Source organism: Streptomyces sp. S6 (assembly GCF_054880855.1).
The window spans coordinates 17,116-37,229 of record NZ_JBTYMC010000032.1 but is presented as its reverse complement, the minus strand read 5'-3'; the positions used below and the strand labels follow the sequence as shown (position 1 = coordinate 37,229).

Below are 20,114 nucleotides of genomic sequence, written 5' to 3'. Positions count from 1 at the left end.
CTCTGGCCGACCGCCATCTCCGCCCTCGAACGCGGAATCCGCCGAGACGACGACCTCGCCCACACCTACCGCAACTGGCTCCAAGCCGCTTGACAGGCAATAGGAGCATCAGGGGCGGCGTGGTGGGGTCGGTCAGGGGGAGGTGGGGCGGGCCGAGGTCAGTCGGGGTGCCCGTGCCGCCGGTTCCACGGGGCGGCCGTCCGCCTCGACCTCGTCCGCGAGGTCCCGGGCCCACCGCACCACCCCGGCGAGATCCATCCCGTACGACGGCCCCGACCACGCCCCGACCACCTCCGCACCGCGCCGCAGCAGCCGTACCCCGCCGGTCGGGTTCCCCCGGGCCGCGTGCGTCAGCCCGACGGCGAGTTGCGCGAGCCCCCGCCACAGGGGGCGCTCCTCCTCGGGGCCGGTCTTCCAGGCGTCCTCGAACACCTCGTGCGCGTGGAACGGCCGACCGGCGTCGAGCAGCGACTGCGCCTGTCCGACGGTCTCCGCCGGCCCCCGCACCACCCCCTCGGGCTGCCTGTCCACCCCCACGGCCCCATAAGCCAAGGGCCTCCCCAGCCCGTCCCTCGGCCGCGCACTCCGCGCCCGCCCCGCCCCGTCCCTGTCCCGCTCCACTCCCGCCATACCCCCGATTCTCCCGCCTCCGCCGGCCCGCTTCCCGTGGGGTACAGTTCTGTTCGCGCGACCGCATACTTATGGGTCCGCATCGGGACGTGGCGCAGCTTGGTAGCGCACTTGACTGGGGGTCAAGGGGTCGCAGGTTCAAATCCTGTCGTCCCGACTGGAGAAGTCGGAAGCCGCTCTCTCGATTTTGAGGGGGCGGCTTCCGCTGTGTCGTGGGCTCGGGGTCAGGTGCGGGAAAGGGCCTTGGTGCCCGACAGGAGAGGGATGAGGGTGTAGTTTCCGTCGCCGCCACCGCAGGTCGGGCTCGTGTCGGCGGTGGCGGACACCTTGGTGCCGGTCGCGAACCGGCCGTCGCGTCGGGTGGGTACGACGGTGGTGAAGTGGTCGGCGAAGGTGCCGTAGTAGTACTGGCACTGCTGGAGGTTCACGTAGCGGCCGGCGGTGAGGTCGAGGGCGATGACGTCGGACAGGAGCGGAACGAGCTGGTAGTCACCCCGGCCGGGGCCGCACCTGGCGGCGGTGTCGGGAGTGTCCGCCACGTTCGTTCCGCTGCTGAACTCGCCGCCCCCGCGCGAGACGATCACGGTGAGGTGATCGTGCTGGAGGTCGGAGTAGTACACGCACTGGTGCAGATTCAGGTACCGCCCGGCGCCCAGGTCGAGCGACTGGAGGGCGGACCAGGGGCGGACCGTGGCGTAGTTCCCGTCCCCGCCGCCGCAGGACACGTCCCGATCCGCTGCTCCGGCGGTGTTCGTCGCGGCCGTGAAACGGCCGTCCCTGCTGGGCACCACCGTCGTGAAGTAGTCGGCGCCCGACGCGGGCACGTACACGCACTGGTGCAGATTCAGGGTGCTTCCGGTGAGCGGCCGGAGGCGTTCGGACCGGGCGTCGGCGTGGGCCGGGTGCGGTGCAAGCAGCAGCGCGGCGGCGCTGAGAGCGGTGGCGAGCCATTTTCCGGCGCGTTCTGTGTGGCGCACGAAAGTCCCTTCCTGCTCGGTGCTCCTGTTCGCGTCCCGTGTCGCGAGAAGCGAAGCCAGGACAGCACACCTGAACATTCGCCGGCAGGGGATTCGCGCCCGGATACACCCGAAAGGGCTGAGCTGTTCTCACTCCTCACGCACGGCTCACACCGACGGCGCCCCCCAGGTCGATGACCAGGCGGATCACGAGTTCCCCGGCCACGGTCCGGGTGCGGTCCCCGATGATGTGGTTGAGGTGCCGCACGCCGGGCTCCAGGGTCAGGACGTGGGTCAGGAGAGGGTCGCGTGCTGCGCGGGGTGCCCCGGCGCGGGCGCCGCTCGTCGGCAGCGGCATGACCGGCGGATGCACGAGGTCACGGGGAGACTTCCCGCGTGGTGTCTTCCGCGGGTGCGGACAGATGACGGTGGACCGCCTCCGTGACGCGCGCCGTGTCGCCTGTTGCGAGGAGGTCCAGGAGGGCGCCGCGGAGGACGGCGAGGGTGAGGGTGCGGTCGGGGAGGGGGGCGGGGGGCTGGGCGGTGGAGAGGAGGGTGAGCCAGTCGGTGACTGTTGTGCGGGCGAAGTCGGACCAGGGGCCGTCGGGGTCGGTGAGGGAGTGGGAGTAGCTCTCCAGCCAGAGGGTGAGGAGGCTGCGGTGGGCGTCCGCCGAGAGCCAGTGCCACAGGTTCAGGGCGGTGGTGCGGAGATCTGCGGGGGTGTTGTGCGCCAGCCGTTCCAGGTGGGCGAGTTCCTCGGCCCTGGCGTGCGCGAGCAGGGCGCGGATCAGGCCGTCCTTGCTGCCGAACAGGTAGAGCAGGACGCGCGGGCTGGAGTGGATCTCCTGCGCGAGCGGGCGCAGTGAGAGCCGGCCGAGGCCGCCTCGCAGGGCGTGGGCGTAGGCCGCTTCGAGGAGTTCCTGGCGGCGGGCGGAGGGGTTGGCCTCTGGGTCGGTCACTGGAATAGTTTACTGAAACGGTCGTTTCAGTGGGTGGGAGGAGCAGGGGATGGCGGAGCGTGAGGTGGTCGTGCGGACGCTGGGGCGGGCCGGGGACCTGGGGTGGGTCGTGATGGCGCACGGCGAGTTCTACACCCGGGAGTTCGGGTGGGACGTCTCCTTCGAGGCGTTCGTCGCCCGGATCGTCGCCGACTACACCGAGGACCCCGGTGCGCGGGCCGCGTGGATCGCGGAGGTCGACGGCGTGCGGGCCGGCTGCGTCTTCTGCGTGCGCGCGGACGACCGTACGGCGAAGCTGCGCCTCCTGCTCGTCGACCCCCGGGCGCGTGGGCTCGGGCTGGGGGCGCGGCTCGTCGAGGAGTGCCTGGCGTACGCGCGGGACACCGGGTACGAGGCGATCACCCTGTGGACCAACGACGTCCTCGACTCCGCCCGGCGCGTCTACCAGAAACAGGGCTTCACCCTCGTCGCGGAGGAACCGCACCACAGCTTCGGGCGCGATCTGGTCGGGCAGACGTGGGAACGACGCCTGTAGCGGGCCACCGCCCTCACACTCCGAGTGCAGGCTTTCGCCTCCCGGCCCGGTCCGTCGGCTGCGCGTGCAGGGCTTCGCCCCCGCGTCCGGGTCCCCGCTCCCGACTCTGAGGCTTCGCCCGCTCCTCCGGGTACCCGCGCTCGCGTTCGGGCACCGGCCCTCACGCCCAGGACTCCGCCCCGTGTCGGGGCCGCCACTCCCGTGTTCAGGTCGCAAGCTGTGCGTCGGGGTTGTCCTCTCCGTGTGCAAGGCTCCGCCCTGCACGTTCGGTTCGTCGGCTACGTGTCCGGCCTTGTGCTCTCACGTCCGGGACCGTCCCTTTCGAGTGCGGCTTTCGCCTCCGGGCCCGGTCCGTCGGCTGCGGGTGCAGGGCTTCGCCGCCTCTTCCGGGGCCCCGCTCCCGACCCCGGGGCTTTGCCCCCGCGCCCGGGTCCCGCTCCCACCCCGCCGCCTACGCGTCCTTGCGCCCCACACCCCCGTAGAACCCGATCGGCGGCAGGCCCGGGGTCGGGGGCTCGTCGGGGTGCCAGGCCGGGACTGTGACCAGGCCGGGGGGCAGGAGGGTGAGGTTGTCGAAGAAGGTGAGGATCTCGGCGTGGGGGCGGGGGTTCATGGTGGCTGAGGCTTTTTTGTAGATCGCGACGGCGTCCTCGCGGCCGTCCTCGTGGAAGTCGACCGTGGCGTGGCTGAGGACCAGGTAGGAGCCGGTGGGGAGGGCGTCCAGGAGGGTCGTCATGAGGGTGGCCGGGTTCTCGTCGTCCTTGATGAAGTGGAGGACGGCGACGAGGAGGAGGGCCACCGGCTCGTTCAGGTCGATGACCTTGCGGACGTCCGGGTGGTCCAGGATCGCCCGGGGGTCGCGCAGGTCGGCGAGGACGACGGAGATGCCCGCGTCGTCGTCCAGGAGGGCCATGGAGTGGGTGCCGACGATGGGGTCGTTGTCGACGTACGCGACACGGGTCTCCGGCGCGATCTCGCGGGCGATCTGGTGGACGTTCGGCTCGGTGGGCAGGCCGGTGCCGATGTCCAGGATCTGCCGGACGCCGCCCTCGCCGACCACGTACCGCACCGCGCGCCGCATGAAGGCACGGTTCGCGCGGACGGCGACCCGCACCTCGGGGGCCAGCGCGATGAAGCGTTCGGCGGCCTCCTGGTCGACGGGGTAGTTGTCCTTGCCGCCGAGGAAGTAGTCGTACATCCGCGCCGGATGCGGACGGCTCGTGTCGATCTTCGGCGGGCGCGCGACGGGATCGGGGGCGGTCATGGGCGGGCTCCGTCCTGGCGGTCGGCTGCACGAAGGAGCCGGGCACGGGATGACTTGCGGAACATCATCTTGGCACGCGTACAGGGCAGTTCCCCTCCGCCGTGAAGTCCGGCCCGGGCCACCGCAGTTGACGAACCCCCCGCGCACCCCGCCGAGTTGCTCAACTCCGCACCAGGCAAGGGCGTTTCGCGTCGAAGGTCCAGCCCGGCACCAAGTACCGCATCCCGACGGCGTCGTCGCGCCCCGACAGCCCGTGCTCCGCGTACAGCGCCTCGGCGGACGCCAGTCGCTCCCGGTCGAGCGTGACGCCGAGACCGGGCGCGTCGCTCACCGCGACCTCCCCGGCGACGATGCGCGGCGGCTCGACGGTGAGCCGCTCCAGCCCCTCCTGCCAGATCCAGTGCGTGTCCAGGGCGTTGTACGCGCCGGGCGCGGCGGCGCCGCAGTGGGCCATCATCGCGAGCGAGATGTCGAAGTGGTTGTTGGAGTGGCAACCCCAGGTCAGGCCGAGGGAGTTGCACAGCTGGGCGACGCGGACCGAGCCGGACATCGTCCAGAAGTGCGGGTCGGCCAGCGGGATGTCGACGGAGCCGAGGGCGAGCGCGTGCGTGAGCTGGCGCCAGTCGGTGGCGATCATGTTCGTGGCCGTCGGCAGCCCCGTCGCCCGGCGGAACTCCGCGAGGATCTCCCGCCCGGAGAAACCGTCCTCGGCGCCGCACGGATCCTCGGCGTAGGCGAGGGTGTCACGCAGCGGACGGCACAGTTCGACCGCCTCCGCCAGCGACCAGGCGCCGTTGGGGTCGAGCGTGATCCGCGCATCGGGGAAGCGTTCCTTGAGCGCGCGGACGGCCTCGACCTCCTCCGCCCCCGCCAGCACGCCCCCCTTCAGCTTGAAGTCCCGGAACCCGTACCGCTCGTACGCCGCCTCGGCCTGTCGCACGATCTGCTCCGGCGTGAGCGCCTCCTCGCGGCGGACGCGGTACCACTCGACGTCGGCGTCGGGCTCGCGGACGTACGGCAGGTCGGTGCGGTCCGGGTCGCCGACGTGGAAGAGGTACCCGAGGACGCGGACGGCGTCCCGCTGCTTGCCGTCGCCGAGGAGGGCCGCGACGGGCACCTCCAGGTGCTGGCCCAGGAGATCCAGGAGCGCCGACTCGATCGCCGTGACGGCGTGGACGGTCGTCCGCAGGTCGAAGGTCTGCTCACCCCTGCCGTGCGCGTCCCGTCCGGCGAACGTCCGCGACACCTCCCGCAGGACCCGCTTGTGATCGCCGGGTGCGCTGCCCACGACGAGGTGTTCGGCGTCGCGCAGGGTGCGGGTGATGGCCTCGCCGCCCGGGACCTCGCCGAGGCCGACGCGGCCGGCGGAGTCCTCGACGACCAGGACGTTGCGGGTGAAGAAGGGGGCGTGGGCGCCGGACAGGTTCAGGAGCATCGAGTCGCGGCCCGCGACGGGGTGCACGGAGTAGCGGGTGACGACGGGCTGGGGCATGTCGAGGTTCCTTCACGAGGGGCGGCCGTCTATGTCCTGAGACGCAGGTTATATATGTGTACGGGTGTTATCAATGGGGCGCATGCGGGGCGGATCGGGGGCCGACGCCTGCCCGGTGGCGGCGCGGAAACGGTCCGCCGCCCGTTACCTACCCGCCGGTCACTTCTGGACTAGGCTGAGATCATGCCCTCCGCTCGCCGCACCGCCCGCCAGGCGGACCTGCTGGAACGTCTCGTCGCACTGGTCACGGCGGAAGGGTTCGCCGACCTCACGCTGGACGGCCTCGCGGAGCGGCTGCGGTGCTCCAAGACGACCCTGTACCAACTGGCGCGCAGCAAACAGGGGTTGGTCGTCGAGGCCGTGAAGCACTACTTCCGGGGTGCGACCGAGGCCGTCGAGAAGCGGGTCGCGCAGACCGCCGACCCGGCCGACCGGGTGCGGGTGTACCTGACGGCCGTCGCCGAGCAGCTGCGTCCCCTCTCGCGCCGCTTCCTCGACGACGTGGCCGATTTCCCGCCCGCCCGCGAGGTGTACGAGGCGAACACGCGCTGGGCGTCGGAGCGGGTGCGGCAGCTCATCGCGGACGGGGTGACGCACGGCGCGTTCAGGGATGTGCACGCGGGGTTCGTGGGTGAAGTGGTCGCGGCGACCATGGGGCGGATCCAGCAGGGGGAGCTGAAGGCGCGGACGGGGATGACGGACGCGGAGGCGTACGAGCAGCTCGCGTCGCTGATCGTGCACGCGGTGCGGTCGTAAGCGGGAGAAAGACCGGTCGGGCTGTTACCGCATGCCGCGTTCGCGTACTGTTGATGATACGCAGGTACTCGTTCCAGTATCACTTTCGTCCTGGGGAGGCCCCCGTGCCCGCCACTCGCGCCCTGCCGACCGAGGAAGCCCTCGAACTCGTCCGGCTCACGCGGCTGCTCGCCGCGAAGGAGCTGGCGCCGCGTGTCGCCGACGCGGAGGCGGAGGCCGAGTTCCCGCGGGACGTCTTCCGCACGCTCGGCCGCAGCGGGCTGCTCGGCCTGCCGTTCCCCGAGGAGGACGGCGGGGCGGGACAGCCGTACGAGGTGTATCTCCAGGTCCTCGAAGAGGTCGCCGCCGTCTGGTCGAGCGTCGCCGTCGGGATCTCCGTCCACGCCCTGTCCTGCTTCCCGCTGGCCCGGTTCGGGACGGCGGAGCAGCGCACCGAGTGGCTGCCCGAGCTGCTCGGCGGGGAACTGCTCGGCGCGTACTGCCTGTCCGAGCCGCACGCCGGTTCCGACCCGGCGGCGATGCGCACGCGCGCGGTGCGCGACGGCGACACGTACGTCATCAACGGCGCCAAAGCCTGGACGACGCACGGCGGTTACGCCGACTTCTACACCGTCATGGCACGCACCTCCGAGGACCGCACGCACGGCATCACCTGCTTCCTCGTCCCCGCCGGCACCCCGGGCCTCAGCGCCGACCCGCCGGAGCGCAAGATGGGGCTGACCGGCTCGGCGACCGCGACGATGCGGTTCGACGACGTCCGCGTGCCGGCCGCCCGGCGGATCGGGGAGGAGGGGCAGGGTCTGCGGATCGCGCTCGCCTCGCTGGACTGCGGACGCCTCGGGATCGCCGCCGTCGCCACCGGCCTCGCGCAGGGCGCCCTCGACCACGCCGTGCGCTACGCGCGCGAGCGGGAGACGTTCGGCAAGCCGATCATCGAGCACCAGGGCCTCGCGTTCGTCCTCGCGGACATGGGAGCCGCCGTCGAGTCCGCGCGCGCGACGACACTGGCGGCGGCCCGCCTCAAGGACCAGGGGCTGCCGTTCACCAGCGAGGCGTCCATCGCCAAGCTCGTCGCGACGGACAACGCGATGAAGGTGACCACGGACGCGGTGCAGGTGCTCGGCGGGTACGGCTACACGCGGGACTTCCCCGTCGAGCGGTACATGCGCGAGGCCAAGGTCATGCAGATCTTCGAAGGAACGAACCAGATCCAGCGCATGGTCATCTCGCGTGCGCTGGACCGGAGCGAGGGCGGTGCGCTCACCGTCCTCGGCAAGGAGTGATGATGCAGCTCGCCCACACCGCCGCCCTCGTCACCGGCGGGGCCTCCGGGCTCGGCGCCGCGACCGCCGAGGCGCTCGCCGAAGCCGGTGCGCAGGTGTTCGCCGTCGACCTCAAGTCCGGGATCGACGGCGCGACTTCGGTGCCCGGGGTGACGTACGTCGCCGCCGACGTCACCGACCCCGAGCAGGTCGCCGCCGCCGTCGCCGCCGCGTCCGGGGCGGGGGTGCCGCTGCGGACCGTCGTCAACTGCGCCGGTATCGGACCGTCCATGCGGATCCTCGGCAGGAAGGGGGTGCACGATCTCGCGCTGTACGCGAAGGTCGTGCAGATCAACCTCGTCGGGACGTTCAACGTCCTCGCGCTCGCGTCCGAGGCCATCGCCGCGACCTCGGCGGACGCCGGGGGGCAGCGGGGGGTCATCGTCAACACCGCGTCCATCGCCGCGTACGACGGGCAGGTCGGGCAGGCCGCCTACGCGTCGTCCAAAGGGGGTGTCGTCGGGCTGACGCTGCCCGCCGCGCGGGATCTCGCGCAGTACGGGATCCGGGTGTGCACGATCGCGCCGGGGATCGTGGACACGCCGATGATGGGGACGGTCTCGGACGAGTTCCGGACGTCGCTGGAGGCGGGGGTGCCGTTTCCGCACCGGTTCGCCTCGCCGCAGGAGTATGCGAAGTTGGCGCTCGCGATCGTCGACCACGACTACTTGAACGGGGAGACGATTCGGATGGACGGGGCGTTGAGGATGGCCCCCCGCTAGAGCTAGGGCCGCACCAGCAACTGGAAGTCGAACGCGTACCGGGACGCCCTGTAGATGTGCGTCCCGTACTCCACCGGCCGGCCCGTGTCGTCGTACGCCGTTCTCTGCATCGTGAGGAGTGCCGCTCCCGGCGTCTCCTCAAGGAGCCTTGCCTCGTCGGGAGTTGCCGCGCGGGCGCCTATCGTCTGGTGGGCGCTGTGGAGGGTGATGCCGGCGGTGCGGAACATGGTGTAGAGGCCGGTGGATTCGAGGTGGGGGGTGGAGAGGTCGAGGAGGTTCGGGGGGAGGTAGTTGGAGAGGTAGGCGACCGGCTGGCCGTGGGTCGCGCGGAGGCGTTCGATGTGGGTGACATCGCTGCCTTCGGGGACGGACAGGGCGGCGGCGATGTTTGCGGGGGCGGGGAGCGTCTCGTTGCGGGTGACGACCGTGGTGGGGGCCTGGCCCGCGGTGGTGAGGTCGTCGTACAGGCTGCTCAGCTCCAGGGGGCGTCTCACCTGGCTGTGCACGACCTGGGTGCCCACGCCTCGGCGGCGGACCAGGAGGCCCTTGTCGACGAGGGACTGGATGCCCTGGCGGACGGTGGGGCGGGAGAGTCCGAGGCGGCTGGAGAGGTCGATCTCGTTGCCGAGGAGGTTGCCCGGGGCCAGCGCGCCGCGCTCGATCGCCGCCTCCAACTGCTGGGCGAGCTGGTGGTAGAGCGGGACGGGGCTGCTCCGGTCCAGCGTGAACGGGAGGGCGTCCAGCACGGAGGCGGACGCGGCGCGGGCCCGCTCACCGGTTTTCGGCATGCGAGGCACCTCCTCGGGGGTAGAGATCGGCTCCGGAGTGTGCGTTCCTCAGGTGTAGGTCCCGGCAGTCTCCTCTGTCAATGGTTTGTTCTTACATTCGGACCTGTTATCGAAATGATGTCTTGACAAAGTATTGACACCGGGTTCGGCAAGGGATTGGATCCCGTCCCAACAGCGCAGCGTCCCGCACAGTGAGGTGCCGGAAATGGTCAGTGCAACGTCAGCCCGCTCCCGCAGAGTCGTCCCGCTCGTGGCCCTCGCCGCCGCCGCGGCCCTGACCGTCGCCGGATGCTCCAGCAGTTCCGGGGGCAAGAAGGCCGAGGACGACGCCTCCTCCGGCGCGTCCGCGGGCAAGGCCACCACACCCCGGATGAAGGTCGCCTTCGTCACCCACGCCGCCGCCGGCGACACCTTCTGGGACACCGTCCGCAAGGGCGCCGAGGCCGCGGCGCAGAAGGACAACATCGAGCTCGTCTACTCCAACGACCCCGTCGCCGGCAACCAGGCGAACCTGGTGCAGAACGGCATCGACCAGAAGGTCGACGGCATCGCCGTCACCCTCGCCAAACCCGACGCGATGAAGACCGTCATCGCCAAGGCCAAGGCCGCCGGGATACCCGTCGTCGGCCTCAACTCCGGCCTCAGCGACTGGAAGAGCCTCGGCCTCCTCGAATTCTTCGGGCAGGACGAGTCCGTCGCGGGCGAGGCGTTCGGCAGCCGGCTGAACACCGACGGCGCGAAGAAGGTCGTCTGCGTCATCCAGGAGCAGGGCAACGTGGGCCTGACCCAGCGCTGCGACGGGCTGAAGAAGACCTTCAAGGGCACCACCGAGATCCTCAACGTCAACGGCACCGACATGCCGTCCGTACAGTCGACGATCACCGCCAAACTCCGCCAGGACACCGGGATCGACCGGGTCGTCACCCTCGGTGCGCCGTTCGCGCTGACCGCCGTCAAGTCGGTCGCCGAGGCGGGATCGAAGGCGAAGGTCGCGACCTTCGACCTCAACAAGGAACTCGCCAAGGCGGTCCAGAGCGGCAGCATCGAGTTCGCCGTCGACCAACAGCCCTACCTCCAGGGCTACTTGGCGGTCGACGGACTGTGGCTCTACAAGAACAACGGCAACTACAGCGGCGGCGGCGAGCAGGCCGTGCTGACCGGTCCCGCGTTCGTCGACAGGACCAACGTCGAGAAGGTCGCCGAGTACGCGGCGAAGGGGACGCGGTGATGAGTACCGCAGGGCTCGCGCCGGCGGCCCCGCAGAAGGACGGCCGGACGGCGCGACGCCCGCTGCTTCTGCGGTGGTTGGCCCGGCCCGAGGTGGGGGTCTTCCTCGGGGCGGCGGCGGTGTTCGTCTTCTTCCTGATCACCGCGCCGACCGTGCGGGACGGCGGCTCGATGGCGACGGTCCTCTACCAGTCGTCCACCATCGGCATCATGGCCCTGCCGGTCGCGCTGCTGATGATCGGCGGCGAGTTCGACCTCTCCTCCGGCGTCGCGGTCATCTCCTCCGCGCTCACCGCGTCCATGCTCAGCTACCAACTGACCATGAACATCTGGGTCGGTGTGATCGTCGCCCTCGTCGTCTCCCTGGCGATCGGCGCGTTCAACGGCTGGATGGTCGTCCGGACCGGACTGCCCAGCTTCCTCGTCACCCTCGGCACGTTCCTGATCCTCCAGGGCGCCAACCTGGCGATCACCAAATGGGTCACGGGCAACGTCGCGACCGACGACATCAGCGACATGGACGGCTTCGAGCAGGCCCGCAAGGTCTTCGCGTCCTCCTTCCACCTCGGGGACGTCGAGATCAAGGTCACCGTCGTGTGGTGGCTCGTCTTCGCCGCGCTGGCCACCTGGATCCTGCTGCGCACCAAGTACGGCAACTGGGTCTTCGCGGTCGGCGGCAACAAGGAGTCCGCCCGCGCGGTCGGCGTCCCCGTCAGCTTCACGAAGATCACGCTGTTCATGGCCGTCGGGTTCGGCGCCTGGTTCATCGGCATGCACAACCTGTTCTCCTTCAACACCGTGCAGTCGGGCGAGGGCGTCGGACAGGAGCTGATCTACATCGCGGCGGCCGTCATCGGCGGATGCCTGCTCACCGGCGGCTCCGGCTCCGCGATCGGGCCGGTGTTCGGGGCGTTCATGTTCGGCATGGTCCAGCAGGGCATCGTCTACGCCGGCTGGAACCCCGACTGGTTCAAGGCGTTCCTCGGCGTCATGCTCCTCGGCGCCGTCCTCATCAACCTGTGGATCCAGCGCACGGCCACCCGGAGGTGACTGCCATGACGACAGAAGGCACACACGGGGCGACCCTCCAGGACACCCCGCCCGGCGACGGCGCGATCGTCGAACTCCGCGGCGCCGGCAAGGCGTACGGCAACATCCGCGCCCTGCACGGGGTTTCACTCGCCGTGCGGCCCGGCAAAGTGACCTGCGTCCTCGGGGACAACGGCGCCGGCAAGTCCACGCTGATCAAGATCGTCTCCGGCCTCCACCAGCACACCGAGGGCGAGTTCCTCGTGGACGGCGAGGCGGTCCGCTTCACCACGCCGCGCGACGCGCTCGCCCGGGGCATCGCCACCGTGTACCAGGACCTGGCGACCGTCCCCCTCATGCCGGTGTGGCGGAACTTCTTCCTCGGCTCCGAGATGACCAAAGGGCCCTGGCCGGTACGCCGGTTGGACATCGAGCGGATGAAGCGGACCGCCGACGAGGAGCTGCGCGAGATGGGGATCGTCCTCGACGACCTTGAGCAGCCGATCGGCACGCTCTCCGGCGGTCAGCGGCAGTGCGTCGCCATCGCGCGGGCCGTGTACTTCGGGGCGCGCGTGCTGATCCTGGACGAGCCGACGGCCGCGTTGGGAGTGAAGCAGTCCGGGGTGGTCCTCAAGTACATCGCCGCCGCGCGCGACCGTGGCCTCGGGGTCATCTTCATCACCCACAACCCCCACCACGCCTACATGGTGGGCGACCACTTCAGCGTACTGCGCCTGGGCACACTGGAGTTGAGCGCCGACCGCAGCGAGGTGAGCCTTGAGGAGCTGACCAATCACATGGCCGGGGGTGCGGAACTCGCCGCGCTCAAGCACGAGTTGGCGCAGGTTCGGGGGGTGGAGGTGGCTGAGCTGCCGGACGGTGCGGGTACGGGGGAGTGAGGGGAGAAGGCCGGCAGTGGGGTTGAGAGGGGTGCGGGGTCTACCCTGCTGACATGGACAAGATCGTCATACCGCTGGAAGCCGGCCCTCCGGGGCCGGCTTCCGCGCTCTCCCTGAGGCCCTGGCGGCTGTCGGACGCCCCGGCGTTGGCCGCGGTGGCGCAGGACACCGCACTGCGGCACTGGACCAGCCTCGATGTCGAGGACGAGGCCGGTGCCGTGCGGTGGATCGAGGAGCAGGAGCGGGGCCGGGCGTCGGGGCGGCGGCTCGCGTTCGCCGTCGCCGGGCCGGACGGACGGCTGCTGGGCCACGCCGTCCTCAAGCATCCGGACGCAGCCGTCGCCGAGGTCGGCTACTGGACGGCCGCCGCCGCGCGGGGGCGTGGAGTCGCCTCGGCCGCTCTGCGAGGCCTCACGGAGTGGGCGTTCGACTCGTACGGGGCGCTGGAGCGGCTGGAGTTGATCCATCAGGTGGACAACGCGGCGTCCTGCCGGGTCGCGGAGAAATGCGGGTACGGGATGGCAGGGACGCTGCCCCCTCGGCCGCCCGCGTATCCGCTGGACGCGCATCTGCATGTCCGGGGCCGGAGGTGATGTGCGGGGCCGGAGGTGGGGTTGAGGCCCAGGAGGTGCAACGCGTCTGCGGATGACGGGTCGTTGGGGGTGTAGACCTCCAACCGGTGGTCGGGGCTCTCCGGTTGGAGCCAGACCTGGTAGTCCACGTCGAGGTCGCCGACCGTCGGGTGACGCAGCCGCATCCTGCCCACCGTGCAGTCGGCCACCTCGCCGTCCGCCCACAGTGCCGCGAACTCGCGGCTGTGCATGGCGAGTTCACCGATCAGTTCGGCGAGGCGGGCGTCCGAGGGGTGACGGCCGGCGGTGAGGCGGAGGTACGCGGTGTGGACGCGGGCCAGATCGGACCAATTGCGGTGCAGGTCCCGGGTGAGGGGGTCGAGGAAGAACATCCGTGGGACGGACGGCCGTCGGACGGGGTCGTCCGGGGCGTCGAAGTCGACGTGCTCGGCCGTCAGCGCGTGCCCGGCGCGGTTCCAGGCGAGGACGTCTCCCCGGCGGCCGAGGAGCACGGCGGGGGTGCGGTCGCCGAGGGAGGCGAGGAGGGCCAGGACGCGGGGGTGCGGCGTCTCCGGGGCGGGGGCTGTCAGGCGCCTGTGCTGTGAACCCGCCTGCCTGCGGGCGAGGTTGTGGAGGTGGGCCGCCTCGGTGGGGGTGAGCCGCAGGACCCGGGCGAGCGCGTCGAGGACCTGCTCGGACGCGGTGCCCGCCTGGTTCTGCTCCAGCCGCGTGTAGTAGCCCGCGCTCACCCCGGCGAGCTGCGCCAGCTCCTCCCGGCGCAGGCCCGGGACCCGGCGGGCGGTGCCGTACACGCGCAGTCCGGCGACGGCCGGGGTGACGCGGTCCCGGCGGGTCCTGAGGTACGTGCCGAGGGTCTCCAGTTCCATGGGGCCGAGCGTAGTCGCGGCGGGGTGGGCGGAGGGTGCCCCTGTCAGGTGTACCCATGAGGCGGGGATGGCTGCGGGGCCGGCGCGCACGGCACCGTCGTCCGCATGAACTCTGTTGATGTGGCCGCCCGTTCGCGGGCCTGGTGGGGTCTGGCCGTGGTGCTGGGACCTGTGCTGCTGGTGTCGATGGACGGGTCGGTGCTGTTTCTGGCGATGCCCAAGGTCACGGAGGCGCTGGCGCCGACGGCCGGGCAGGCGCTGTGGATCCTGGACGCGTACGGGTTCGCCGTCGGTTCGCTGCTCGTCGCCTTCGGGAGCGTCGGGGACCGGTACGGGCGACTGCGCCTGCTGCGGGTGGGGGCCGGGGTGTTCGGGGCGGCGTCCGTGGGGGCGGCGTTCTCGACCGGGCCCGAACTCCTCATCTTCTTCCGGGCGTTGACGGGGGTGGCGGGGGCCGGACTGCTGCCCTCGGCGCTGGCCGTGCTGAGTGAGCTGTTCCCCGACGCACGGGAGCGGTCGAGGGCGATCGGGATCTTCGCGGCGATCTTCGCCGCCGGGTTCGCGGTGGGGCCGGTGGTCGGTGCGTGGCTGCTGAGCGCCTTCTGGTGGGGGTCGGTGTTCCTGGTCAACTTGCCTGTCGTCGTGGCGTTTTTGGCGCTGGCGCCGGTCACGTTGCGTGAGGTGCGGGGCGGTCGGGGCGGGGACGGCGCGGGTGGCCGGCTCGACGTTCCGAGTGTCGTCGCGTCCGCCGGCGGGATCCTGGCGAGCGTCTACGCCGTCAAGCGGCTGGCGGCGGAAGGGCCGGACCTGTACGCGGCCGTCGTCGGCGTCCTCGGTCTGCTCGCCCTGGTCTGGTTCGTGCGGCGCCAACTCCGGCTGGACGAACCGCTGATCGACGTCCGCCTCTTCCGGGACCGGGTCTTCGCGGTCGCCGCCGTCACCGGGTTCCTGCCGCTGGCCGCCTGGTCCGCGTCCGCCTATCTCGGGGGGATGTACCTCCAGTCGGTCCTCGGACTGACGGTCCTGGAGGCGGCTGTGGTCGCGCTGCCCGGGGCGGCTGTCCTCACGGTGACCTGTGTCGTCACCCCGGCCCTGGTGGCCCGTACCGGGACCAGGGGCGCGCTCGTCGCCTGCCATTTCCTCGTCGCCGGCGGGGTGTCGGCGCTGGCGTTCACGGGGGTGGCCGGTGGCGTCGGCTGGTACGTGGCGTCCACCGTCGTCGCCGGTGTGGGGTACGGCATCTGCTTCAGCGTCGTCGCGGACACGGCCGTCGCCGCCGTGCCCGTCGGACGGGCCGGTTCCGCCGCGGCGATCGCGGAGACCGGGAACGAGGTGGGGAACGCGCTCGGTGTCGCGCTGCTCGGGTCGCTCGCCGCGCTGGTGTTCCGGATCGAGGGCGGGGGCGAACTTGCCGGGCTCGGCGCGGAGTCGGGGGACGGGGTGAAGGCGGCGTTCGTGGCCGGGTTCCATGTGGCCGTGCTTGTGGCGGGGGTGCTGCATGTCGTGCTGGGGGTGTGTGCGGTGCGGCTGCTGCCCAAGGTCGGAACGGTTCGCGGGTGAATGCCACCGGGGTGAGGTGTGGTGTGTGAGGTGTGGCGTGCGAGGTGCGAGGTGCGAGGTGCGAGGTGCGAGGTGCGAGGTGCGAGGTGCGAGGTGTGATGTGCGAGGTGTGATGTGTGATGTGTCGTACGACAGCCATGTAGTCGTACGACACATCACACATCATGCCGCGCCCGGCCGGGCTGAGGATGACGGCCGGGGCTCGGAGGCTTCGCGGTCAGGCCCCCCGGATCTCCGCGATCGTCACCGGGCGGTGCTCGTGGAGGGAGAGGGTGCAGGCGTCGGCGATCCAGCCGGCTTCGAGGGCGTCCTCGATGGTGCAGGGGGAGGGGCGGGTGCCGGCGACGACCTCGGTGAAGGCGGTGAGTTCGGCGCGGTAGGCGGCCGTGAAGCGGTCCATGAAGAAGTCGTGCGGGGTGCCGGCGGGGAAGGTGACGCCGGGTTCGACGGAGCGGAGGGGGAGCTTGTCCTCCAGGCCGACGGCGATGGAGTCGGTGAAGCCGTGGATCTCCATGCGGACGTCGTAACCGCGGCCGTTGTGGCGGGAGTTGGAGACGACCGCGATGGTGCCGTCGTCGAGGGTGAGGATCGCGCCCGTCGTGTCGGCGTCGCCCGCCTCCTTGATGTAGTCGGCACCCCGGTTGCCGCCGACGGCGTACACCTCGACGACCTCGCGGCCGGTCACCCACCGGATGATGTCGAAGTCGTGGACGGAGCAGTCCCGGAAGATGCCGCCGGACGCGGCGACGTACGCGGCGGGCGGCGGCGCCGGGTCCAGGGTCGTCGAGCGGACCGTGTGCAGTTTGCCCAGCTCACCCGCCTGGACGGCCGCCCGCGCGGCGACGAACCCGGCGTCGAAGCGCCGGTTGTAGCCGATCTGGATCGGCACCCCGCTCCCCTGGACGGCCTTGAGCACCTCGACGCCCTCGGCCATCGTCTTCGCGACGGGCTTCTCGCAGAACACCGGGATGCCGGCCTCGACACCCGCACGGATCAGCGCCGGGTGCGCGTCGGTCGCGGCGGCCACGACGATGCCGTCCACACCCGCCGCGAGCAGCGCCTCGGGCGAGTCGACGACCTCCCCGCCGAACTTCTCGGCGGCGGCCTTCGCGGCCTCGGCGAACGGGTCGGTCAGGACGAGGGAGTCGACGGCGTCGAGTCCGGAGAGGGTCTCGGCGTGGAAGGCGCCGATGCGGCCGAGGCCGAGGATTCCGATGCGCATGGGGGTGCAGCTCCTAAGGTGATGCCAAAAAGAGGGGGGAAGGTTTCACATAGAGGGGTCTAGTCGAGGCCGCCCAGGACGTTCTGGTCCCAGTCGATCACCGAACCGGTCACCACGCCCGACCGGTCGGACAGCAGCAGGACGACGAAGTCGGCGATCTCGTCGGGCCGGCCCAGCCTGCCCATGGGCAGCTTCGCGGACGCCTCCGCGAGCCAGCCGTCACCGGCGCCGTGGAAGGCCCGCTGGGTCGCGTCCTCGCCCTCCGTGGCCGTCCAGCCGATGTTCAGGCCGTTGACACGGATCCGGTCCCAGCGGTGCGCGTGCGCTGCGTTGCGGGTCAGCCCGACGAGGCCCGCCTTCGCGGCGACGTACGGGGCGAGGAAAGGCTGACCGCCGTGGGCCGACGAGGTGATGATGTTGACGACCGTGCCGGGCGCCTTGCGGGACAGCATGTCGGCGACGGCCGCCTGCATTGCGAAGAACGGCGCCTTGAGGTTGATCGCGATGTGCGCGTCGAACAGCTCGGGGGTGGTGTCGAGGAGTGTGCCGCGTGAGGTGAGGCCCGCGGAGTTGATGAGGCAGTCGACACGGCCGTACGCACCGACCCCCCGCGCCACCGCCGCCTTCGCCTGCTCGGCGTCGGAGAGGTCCGCTCTGATGTATAGGGCCTTACCGCCCAGCTCGGCCACCAGCGCCTCGCCCACCTCGGGTCGGCGCCCCGTCACGGCGACGGTCGCGCCCTCGCGGACCGCCGCGCGCGCGATCGCCGCGCCCACGCCCTGGGTGCCGCCGTTGACGAGGACGACCTTGTCGTTCAGAAGTGCCATGCCGTGCCCTCTCAGCTCTCGCGCCGCACGGCGCCGGCCCGCAGCTCGTCCCGCAGGGCCCGGGTGGTCCACCTCTCGGCGAGGGCCCGCCGTACGACGTCCGCCTGGGAGGGCGGCGCCATACCGTCCACCGGCGGATCGCGGTCGAGGTTGGTGGGGAAGGCGTAGCCCTCCGCGCTCGCGGCGATCACCCGCTCCACCCACGCCGGGTCCGAGGTGTGCTGTATCAGTGCGGGGTACACCGCGTTCGCGATCGCCTCCCGGTCGACCGTCTCCATGGCCCGCCCGAACGCCGACGACACCTGGAGCAGGTTCGCGACCCGCCGGACGTCGAGCGTGCGGTTGGTGCCGGCCGCGTGGAACACCGCCGGGTTGAAGAACACCGCGTCCCCCTTGGCCAGTGGGAGCTGGACGCGGCGCTCCTTGAAGTACGCCTGGAACTCCGGCCGGTGCCACGCCAGATACCCGGGGACGTACGTCTGGGAGTACGGCAGATACAGCGTCGGCCCCGACTCCACCGGCATGTCGCAGTGCGCGACCGCGCCTTGGAGGGTGAGGACGGTGGACAGCCGGTGGACGTGCTCCGGGTACGCGGCGACGGCCTCGGCCGACAGGAACCCGAGGTGGTAGTCCCGGTGCGCGGTCTGCGCGGCGCCGCCCGGGTTGACGACGTTGACCTGGGAGGTGATCTGGTAACCGGGCCCCAGCCACGCCCGGGAGACCAGCGCGACGACCGGGTTCGCGTAGTAGTCCGCGAACGCCGACGGGTCGTACAGGGCGGCCTTCTCCAGGGCGTTCCACACCCGTTCGTTCGCCCCCGGCTTCGCGAAGTGGTCGCCCATGGGGGCCTCGGCCGCGCGCTGCTCGTTCAGCAGGGCCTCGAAGACGGAGGTGAGCCGGTCGACGACCGTCGTGTCCGGGAAGGCACGCCGGAACACGACGACGCCGGGGCCGTCGATGAGGGCCCGGACGAGTTCGGAGCGCAGGCCGGCGGCCGGGGCGCCACGGTCGTCGCCGTCGTACGCGTCGCTGTCGTACACGAGGACGTTGTCCTCGACCGACGCCGCGTGCGGGTAGTCGGCGGGGTCGGTGGTGCGTTCGACGAGGGTGCGGAAGGTGTCGAGGTCGCAGTCCCGGTCGGTGAGCCAGGCGGCGGAGGTCGGGGCTTCGGGTGAGAAGGACATCCTCGTCCTTTCGGGGCACAGGAGGGCGACTCGGGGCGCGGGGTGCCGCGGCTCTGTCATTCTTGTCAGCACAAACCCCTCGAACAACTGGCAGAGGGCCATCAAAAACCCCTCAAGAACGGGGTGCCGGTGACGTCGGGGGAGCCGGCCGGTGCGGCATGAGGAGCCAAGTCGTGGGACACCCCTTCCCGATCCGTGAGATCGCCCGTCAGGCGGGGCTCAGCGAGGCCACCGTCGACCGCGTGCTGAACGGCCGAGGCGGCGTGCGCGCCTCCACCGAGCAGGAGGTACGACGGGCCATCGCCGACCTCGACCGGCAGCGCACGCAGGTCAGGCTCGTCGGACGGACGTTCATGCTGGACATCGTCATGCAGGCGCCCGAACGGTTCACCAGCGCCGTGCGCTCCGCGCTGGAGGCCGAGCTGCCCGCGCTGCACCCGGCGGTCCTGCGCTCCCGCTTCCACTTCCGGGAGACCGGGCCCGCGCGCGAGACCGTCACCGTCCTGGAGCGCATCGCGCGGCGCGGCTCGCAGGGGGTCGTCCTCAAGGCGCCGGACGCGCCCGAGGTCACCGACGCCGTCGGGCGGCTCGTCGACGTGGGCATTCCCGTCGTCACCCTCGTCACCGACCTGCCCGCGAGCGCGCGGCTCGCGTACGTCGGGATAGACAACCGTGCGGCGGGTGCCACGGCGGCCTATTTGATGGGGCAGTGGCTCGGCGAGCGGCCCGGGAACGTCCTGACCAGCGTCAGCAGCGGTTCCTTCCGCAACGAGGAGGAGCGCGAGATGGGGTTCCGGAGCGTGATGCGGGCGCGTCATCCGGGGCGGGCGCTCGTCGAGATCACGGAGGGGCAGGGGCTCGACGTGACCCAGTACGAACTGGTGCGGGCCGCGCTGGAGCGGGACGCGGGGATCCGGGCGGTGTACTCCATCGGCGGGGGCAACAACGCGACGCTCCGCGCGTTCGCGGATCTCGGGCGGGAGTGCGCGGTGTTCGTCGCGCACGATCTGGACCAGGACAACACGCGGTTGCTGCGGGAGCAGCGGATCTCCGCCGTGCTCCATCACGATCTGCGCCAGGACGTGCGGGACGCGTGTCAGACCGTGATGCGGGCGCATGGGGCGTTGCCGCCGGCGGGGGCGGTGCTGCCGTCTGCGATTCAGGTGGTGACGCCTTACAACATGCCGGTGGGGAGGTGAGGGGGGCGGGGGGTGCGGCTGGGGCGAGGTGTGATGTGTGAGGTGTTACGCGTGATGTGTGAGGTGGGGCGGCGGGGTGGTGAC

At 71.2% G+C, this 20,114-nt stretch carries 20 protein-coding genes, 1 tRNA gene and 1 pseudogene; 11 read left to right on the top strand and 11 right to left on the bottom strand.

Annotation, left to right across the window (positions count from 1 at the left end):
• Nucleotides 1-132 precede the first annotated feature (132 nt).
• Complete coding sequence (locus ACVNF4_RS07270; RefSeq protein WP_461801850.1) at nucleotides 133-630, bottom strand: DUF309 domain-containing protein; 498 nt, start codon at nucleotides 628-630, stop codon at nucleotides 133-135.
• An 83-nt stretch (nucleotides 631-713) separates the two neighbouring features.
• Between ACVNF4_RS07270 and ACVNF4_RS07265 the strand changes: the two genes are divergently transcribed.
• Nucleotides 714-787: transfer RNA gene (locus ACVNF4_RS07265), tRNA-Pro, on the top strand.
• 67 nt (nucleotides 788-854) lie between these two features.
• Here ACVNF4_RS07265 and ACVNF4_RS07260 read toward each other — a convergent pair.
• The 3 genes from ACVNF4_RS07260 to ACVNF4_RS07250 all read right to left on the bottom strand — a co-directional run bounded on the left by ACVNF4_RS07260 (nucleotide 855) and on the right by ACVNF4_RS07250 (nucleotide 2,545).
• The gene (locus ACVNF4_RS07260; protein WP_461801849.1) at nucleotides 855-1,607 is read right to left on the bottom strand and encodes a hypothetical protein; all 753 of its coding nucleotides are present in this window, start codon (nucleotides 1,605-1,607) and stop codon (nucleotides 855-857) included.
• 136 nt (nucleotides 1,608-1,743) lie between these two features.
• The gene (locus ACVNF4_RS07255) at nucleotides 1,744-1,959 is read right to left on the bottom strand and encodes a hypothetical protein (protein ID WP_461801848.1); all 216 of its coding nucleotides are present in this window, start codon (nucleotides 1,957-1,959) and stop codon (nucleotides 1,744-1,746) included.
• Between the two features lie 4 nt (nucleotides 1,960-1,963).
• Nucleotides 1,964-2,545 carry a TetR/AcrR family transcriptional regulator gene (locus ACVNF4_RS07250; RefSeq protein WP_461801847.1) on the bottom strand — a complete coding sequence of 194 codons (582 nt, stop codon included), beginning with the start codon at nucleotides 2,543-2,545 and terminating at the stop codon, nucleotides 1,964-1,966.
• Nucleotides 2,546-2,594: 49 nt separating this feature from the next.
• Between ACVNF4_RS07250 and ACVNF4_RS07245 the strand changes: the two genes are divergently transcribed.
• A complete protein-coding gene (locus ACVNF4_RS07245) occupies nucleotides 2,595-3,080 on the top strand; it encodes a GNAT family N-acetyltransferase (RefSeq protein WP_461801846.1) in 486 nt (161 codons plus the stop codon).
• Between the two features lie 451 nt (nucleotides 3,081-3,531).
• On the opposite strand, the gene ACVNF4_RS07240 is transcribed toward ACVNF4_RS07245, so the two are convergent.
• Both ACVNF4_RS07240 and ACVNF4_RS07235 read right to left on the bottom strand, forming a co-directional pair.
• A complete protein-coding gene (locus ACVNF4_RS07240) occupies nucleotides 3,532-4,344 on the bottom strand; it encodes an SAM-dependent methyltransferase (RefSeq protein ID WP_461801845.1) in 813 nt (270 codons plus the stop codon).
• Nucleotides 4,345-4,504: 160 nt separating this feature from the next.
• On the bottom strand, nucleotides 4,505-5,836 hold the full coding sequence (locus ACVNF4_RS07235; protein WP_461801844.1) for an enolase C-terminal domain-like protein: 1,332 nt from the start codon (nucleotides 5,834-5,836) through the stop codon (nucleotides 4,505-4,507).
• A gap of 183 nt (nucleotides 5,837-6,019) precedes the next feature.
• Here ACVNF4_RS07235 and ACVNF4_RS07230 point away from each other — a divergent pair, with 183 nt between their 5' ends.
• From ACVNF4_RS07230 to ACVNF4_RS07220, 3 genes are all read left to right on the top strand, one after another.
• Nucleotides 6,020-6,592: a TetR/AcrR family transcriptional regulator gene (locus ACVNF4_RS07230; protein WP_461801843.1), complete on the top strand. Its 573-nt coding sequence runs from the start codon at nucleotides 6,020-6,022 to the stop codon at nucleotides 6,590-6,592.
• Nucleotides 6,593-6,696: 104 nt separating this feature from the next.
• Nucleotides 6,697-7,875, top strand: a complete 1,179-nt coding sequence (locus ACVNF4_RS07225; RefSeq protein WP_461801842.1) for an acyl-CoA dehydrogenase family protein — start codon at nucleotides 6,697-6,699, stop codon at nucleotides 7,873-7,875.
• Between the two features lie 2 nt (nucleotides 7,876-7,877).
• Nucleotides 7,878-8,636, top strand: coding sequence for an SDR family NAD(P)-dependent oxidoreductase (locus tag ACVNF4_RS07220; RefSeq protein WP_461801851.1), 759 nt, complete (start codon nucleotides 7,878-7,880; stop codon nucleotides 8,634-8,636).
• A 2-nt stretch (nucleotides 8,637-8,638) separates the two neighbouring features.
• Here ACVNF4_RS07220 and ACVNF4_RS07215 read toward each other — a convergent pair whose 3' ends face one another.
• A complete protein-coding gene (locus ACVNF4_RS07215; RefSeq protein ID WP_461801841.1) occupies nucleotides 8,639-9,424 on the bottom strand; it encodes a GntR family transcriptional regulator in 786 nt (261 codons plus the stop codon).
• Nucleotides 9,425-9,629: 205 nt separating this feature from the next.
• On the opposite strand from ACVNF4_RS07215, the gene ACVNF4_RS07210 reads away from it, so the two are divergent.
• The 4 genes and pseudogenes from ACVNF4_RS07210 to ACVNF4_RS07195 form a co-directional block, all read left to right on the top strand.
• Nucleotides 9,630-10,652: a sugar ABC transporter substrate-binding protein gene (locus ACVNF4_RS07210; RefSeq protein ID WP_461801840.1), complete on the top strand. Its 1,023-nt coding sequence runs from the start codon at nucleotides 9,630-9,632 to the stop codon at nucleotides 10,650-10,652.
• Nucleotides 10,652-11,701: an ABC transporter permease gene (locus ACVNF4_RS07205; protein WP_461801839.1), complete on the top strand. Its 1,050-nt coding sequence runs from the start codon at nucleotides 10,652-10,654 to the stop codon at nucleotides 11,699-11,701. The genes ACVNF4_RS07210 and ACVNF4_RS07205 overlap by 1 nt, the downstream gene beginning before the upstream one ends.
• A 5-nt stretch (nucleotides 11,702-11,706) precedes the next feature.
• A complete protein-coding gene (locus tag ACVNF4_RS07200) occupies nucleotides 11,707-12,579 on the top strand; it encodes an ATP-binding cassette domain-containing protein (protein WP_461801838.1) in 873 nt (290 codons plus the stop codon).
• A 53-nt stretch (nucleotides 12,580-12,632) separates the two neighbouring features.
• Nucleotides 12,633-13,034, top strand: a pseudogene (locus tag ACVNF4_RS07195) (GNAT family N-acetyltransferase); the annotation flags it as partial.
• 11 nt (nucleotides 13,035-13,045) lie between these two features.
• Here ACVNF4_RS07195 and ACVNF4_RS07190 read toward each other — a convergent pair.
• Nucleotides 13,046-14,038: a helix-turn-helix domain-containing protein gene (locus tag ACVNF4_RS07190; RefSeq protein WP_461801837.1), complete on the bottom strand. Its 993-nt coding sequence runs from the start codon at nucleotides 14,036-14,038 to the stop codon at nucleotides 13,046-13,048.
• Nucleotides 14,039-14,143: 105 nt separating this feature from the next.
• On the opposite strand from ACVNF4_RS07190, the gene ACVNF4_RS07185 reads away from it, so the two are divergent.
• Entirely contained in the window at nucleotides 14,144-15,598 is a 1,455-nt protein-coding gene (locus tag ACVNF4_RS07185) for an MFS transporter (protein ID WP_461801836.1), read from the top strand.
• 217 nt (nucleotides 15,599-15,815) lie between these two features.
• On the opposite strand, the gene ACVNF4_RS07180 is transcribed toward ACVNF4_RS07185, so the two are convergent.
• The 3 genes from ACVNF4_RS07180 to ACVNF4_RS07170 are packed head-to-tail and all read right to left on the bottom strand — an operon-like array spanning nucleotide 15,816 to nucleotide 18,831.
• Nucleotides 15,816-16,820 (bottom strand): Gfo/Idh/MocA family protein, encoded by a 1,005-nt coding sequence (locus ACVNF4_RS07180; protein WP_461801835.1) that lies wholly within the window; start codon nucleotides 16,818-16,820, stop codon nucleotides 15,816-15,818.
• A gap of 59 nt (nucleotides 16,821-16,879) precedes the next feature.
• Nucleotides 16,880-17,647 carry an SDR family oxidoreductase gene (locus tag ACVNF4_RS07175; protein ID WP_461801834.1) on the bottom strand — a complete coding sequence of 256 codons (768 nt, stop codon included), beginning with the start codon at nucleotides 17,645-17,647 and terminating at the stop codon, nucleotides 16,880-16,882.
• A gap of 11 nt (nucleotides 17,648-17,658) precedes the next feature.
• Nucleotides 17,659-18,831, bottom strand: coding sequence for a phytanoyl-CoA dioxygenase family protein (locus ACVNF4_RS07170; RefSeq protein WP_461801833.1), 1,173 nt, complete (start codon nucleotides 18,829-18,831; stop codon nucleotides 17,659-17,661).
• A 173-nt stretch (nucleotides 18,832-19,004) separates the two neighbouring features.
• Here ACVNF4_RS07170 and ACVNF4_RS07165 point away from each other — a divergent pair, with 173 nt between their 5' ends.
• Entirely contained in the window at nucleotides 19,005-20,030 is a 1,026-nt protein-coding gene (locus ACVNF4_RS07165; RefSeq protein WP_461801832.1) for a LacI family DNA-binding transcriptional regulator, read from the top strand.
• Nucleotides 20,031-20,114 lie beyond the last annotated feature (84 nt).

Excerpts from the sequence above, each read along its gene's own strand:
- ACVNF4_RS07205 (WP_461801839.1), top strand. The coding sequence starts at position 10,652 with ATGAGTACCGCAGGGCTCGCGCCGGCGGCCCCGCAGAAGGACGGCCGG.
- ACVNF4_RS07175 (WP_461801834.1), bottom strand. The coding sequence starts at position 17,647 with ATGGCACTTCTGAACGACAAGGTCGTCCTCGTCAACGGCGGCACCCAG.
- ACVNF4_RS07240 (WP_461801845.1), bottom strand. The coding sequence starts at position 4,344 with ATGACCGCCCCCGATCCCGTCGCGCGCCCGCCGAAGATCGACACGAGC.
- ACVNF4_RS07170 (WP_461801833.1), bottom strand. The coding sequence starts at position 18,831 with ATGTCCTTCTCACCCGAAGCCCCGACCTCCGCCGCCTGGCTCACCGAC.
- ACVNF4_RS07235 (WP_461801844.1), bottom strand. The coding sequence starts at position 5,836 with ATGCCCCAGCCCGTCGTCACCCGCTACTCCGTGCACCCCGTCGCGGGC.
- ACVNF4_RS07200 (WP_461801838.1), top strand. The coding sequence starts at position 11,707 with ATGACGACAGAAGGCACACACGGGGCGACCCTCCAGGACACCCCGCCC.
- ACVNF4_RS07190 (WP_461801837.1), bottom strand. The coding sequence starts at position 14,038 with ATGGAACTGGAGACCCTCGGCACGTACCTCAGGACCCGCCGGGACCGC.
- ACVNF4_RS07230 (WP_461801843.1), top strand. The coding sequence starts at position 6,020 with ATGCCCTCCGCTCGCCGCACCGCCCGCCAGGCGGACCTGCTGGAACGT.
- ACVNF4_RS07270 (WP_461801850.1), bottom strand. The coding sequence starts at position 630 with ATGGCGGGAGTGGAGCGGGACAGGGACGGGGCGGGGCGGGCGCGGAGT.
- ACVNF4_RS07215 (WP_461801841.1), bottom strand. The coding sequence starts at position 9,424 with ATGCCGAAAACCGGTGAGCGGGCCCGCGCCGCGTCCGCCTCCGTGCTG.
- ACVNF4_RS07220 (WP_461801851.1), top strand. The coding sequence starts at position 7,878 with ATGCAGCTCGCCCACACCGCCGCCCTCGTCACCGGCGGGGCCTCCGGG.
- ACVNF4_RS07210 (WP_461801840.1), top strand. The coding sequence starts at position 9,630 with ATGGTCAGTGCAACGTCAGCCCGCTCCCGCAGAGTCGTCCCGCTCGTG.
- ACVNF4_RS07245 (WP_461801846.1), top strand. The coding sequence starts at position 2,595 with ATGGCGGAGCGTGAGGTGGTCGTGCGGACGCTGGGGCGGGCCGGGGAC.
- ACVNF4_RS07180 (WP_461801835.1), bottom strand. The coding sequence starts at position 16,820 with ATGCGCATCGGAATCCTCGGCCTCGGCCGCATCGGCGCCTTCCACGCC.
- ACVNF4_RS07185 (WP_461801836.1), top strand. The coding sequence starts at position 14,144 with ATGAACTCTGTTGATGTGGCCGCCCGTTCGCGGGCCTGGTGGGGTCTG.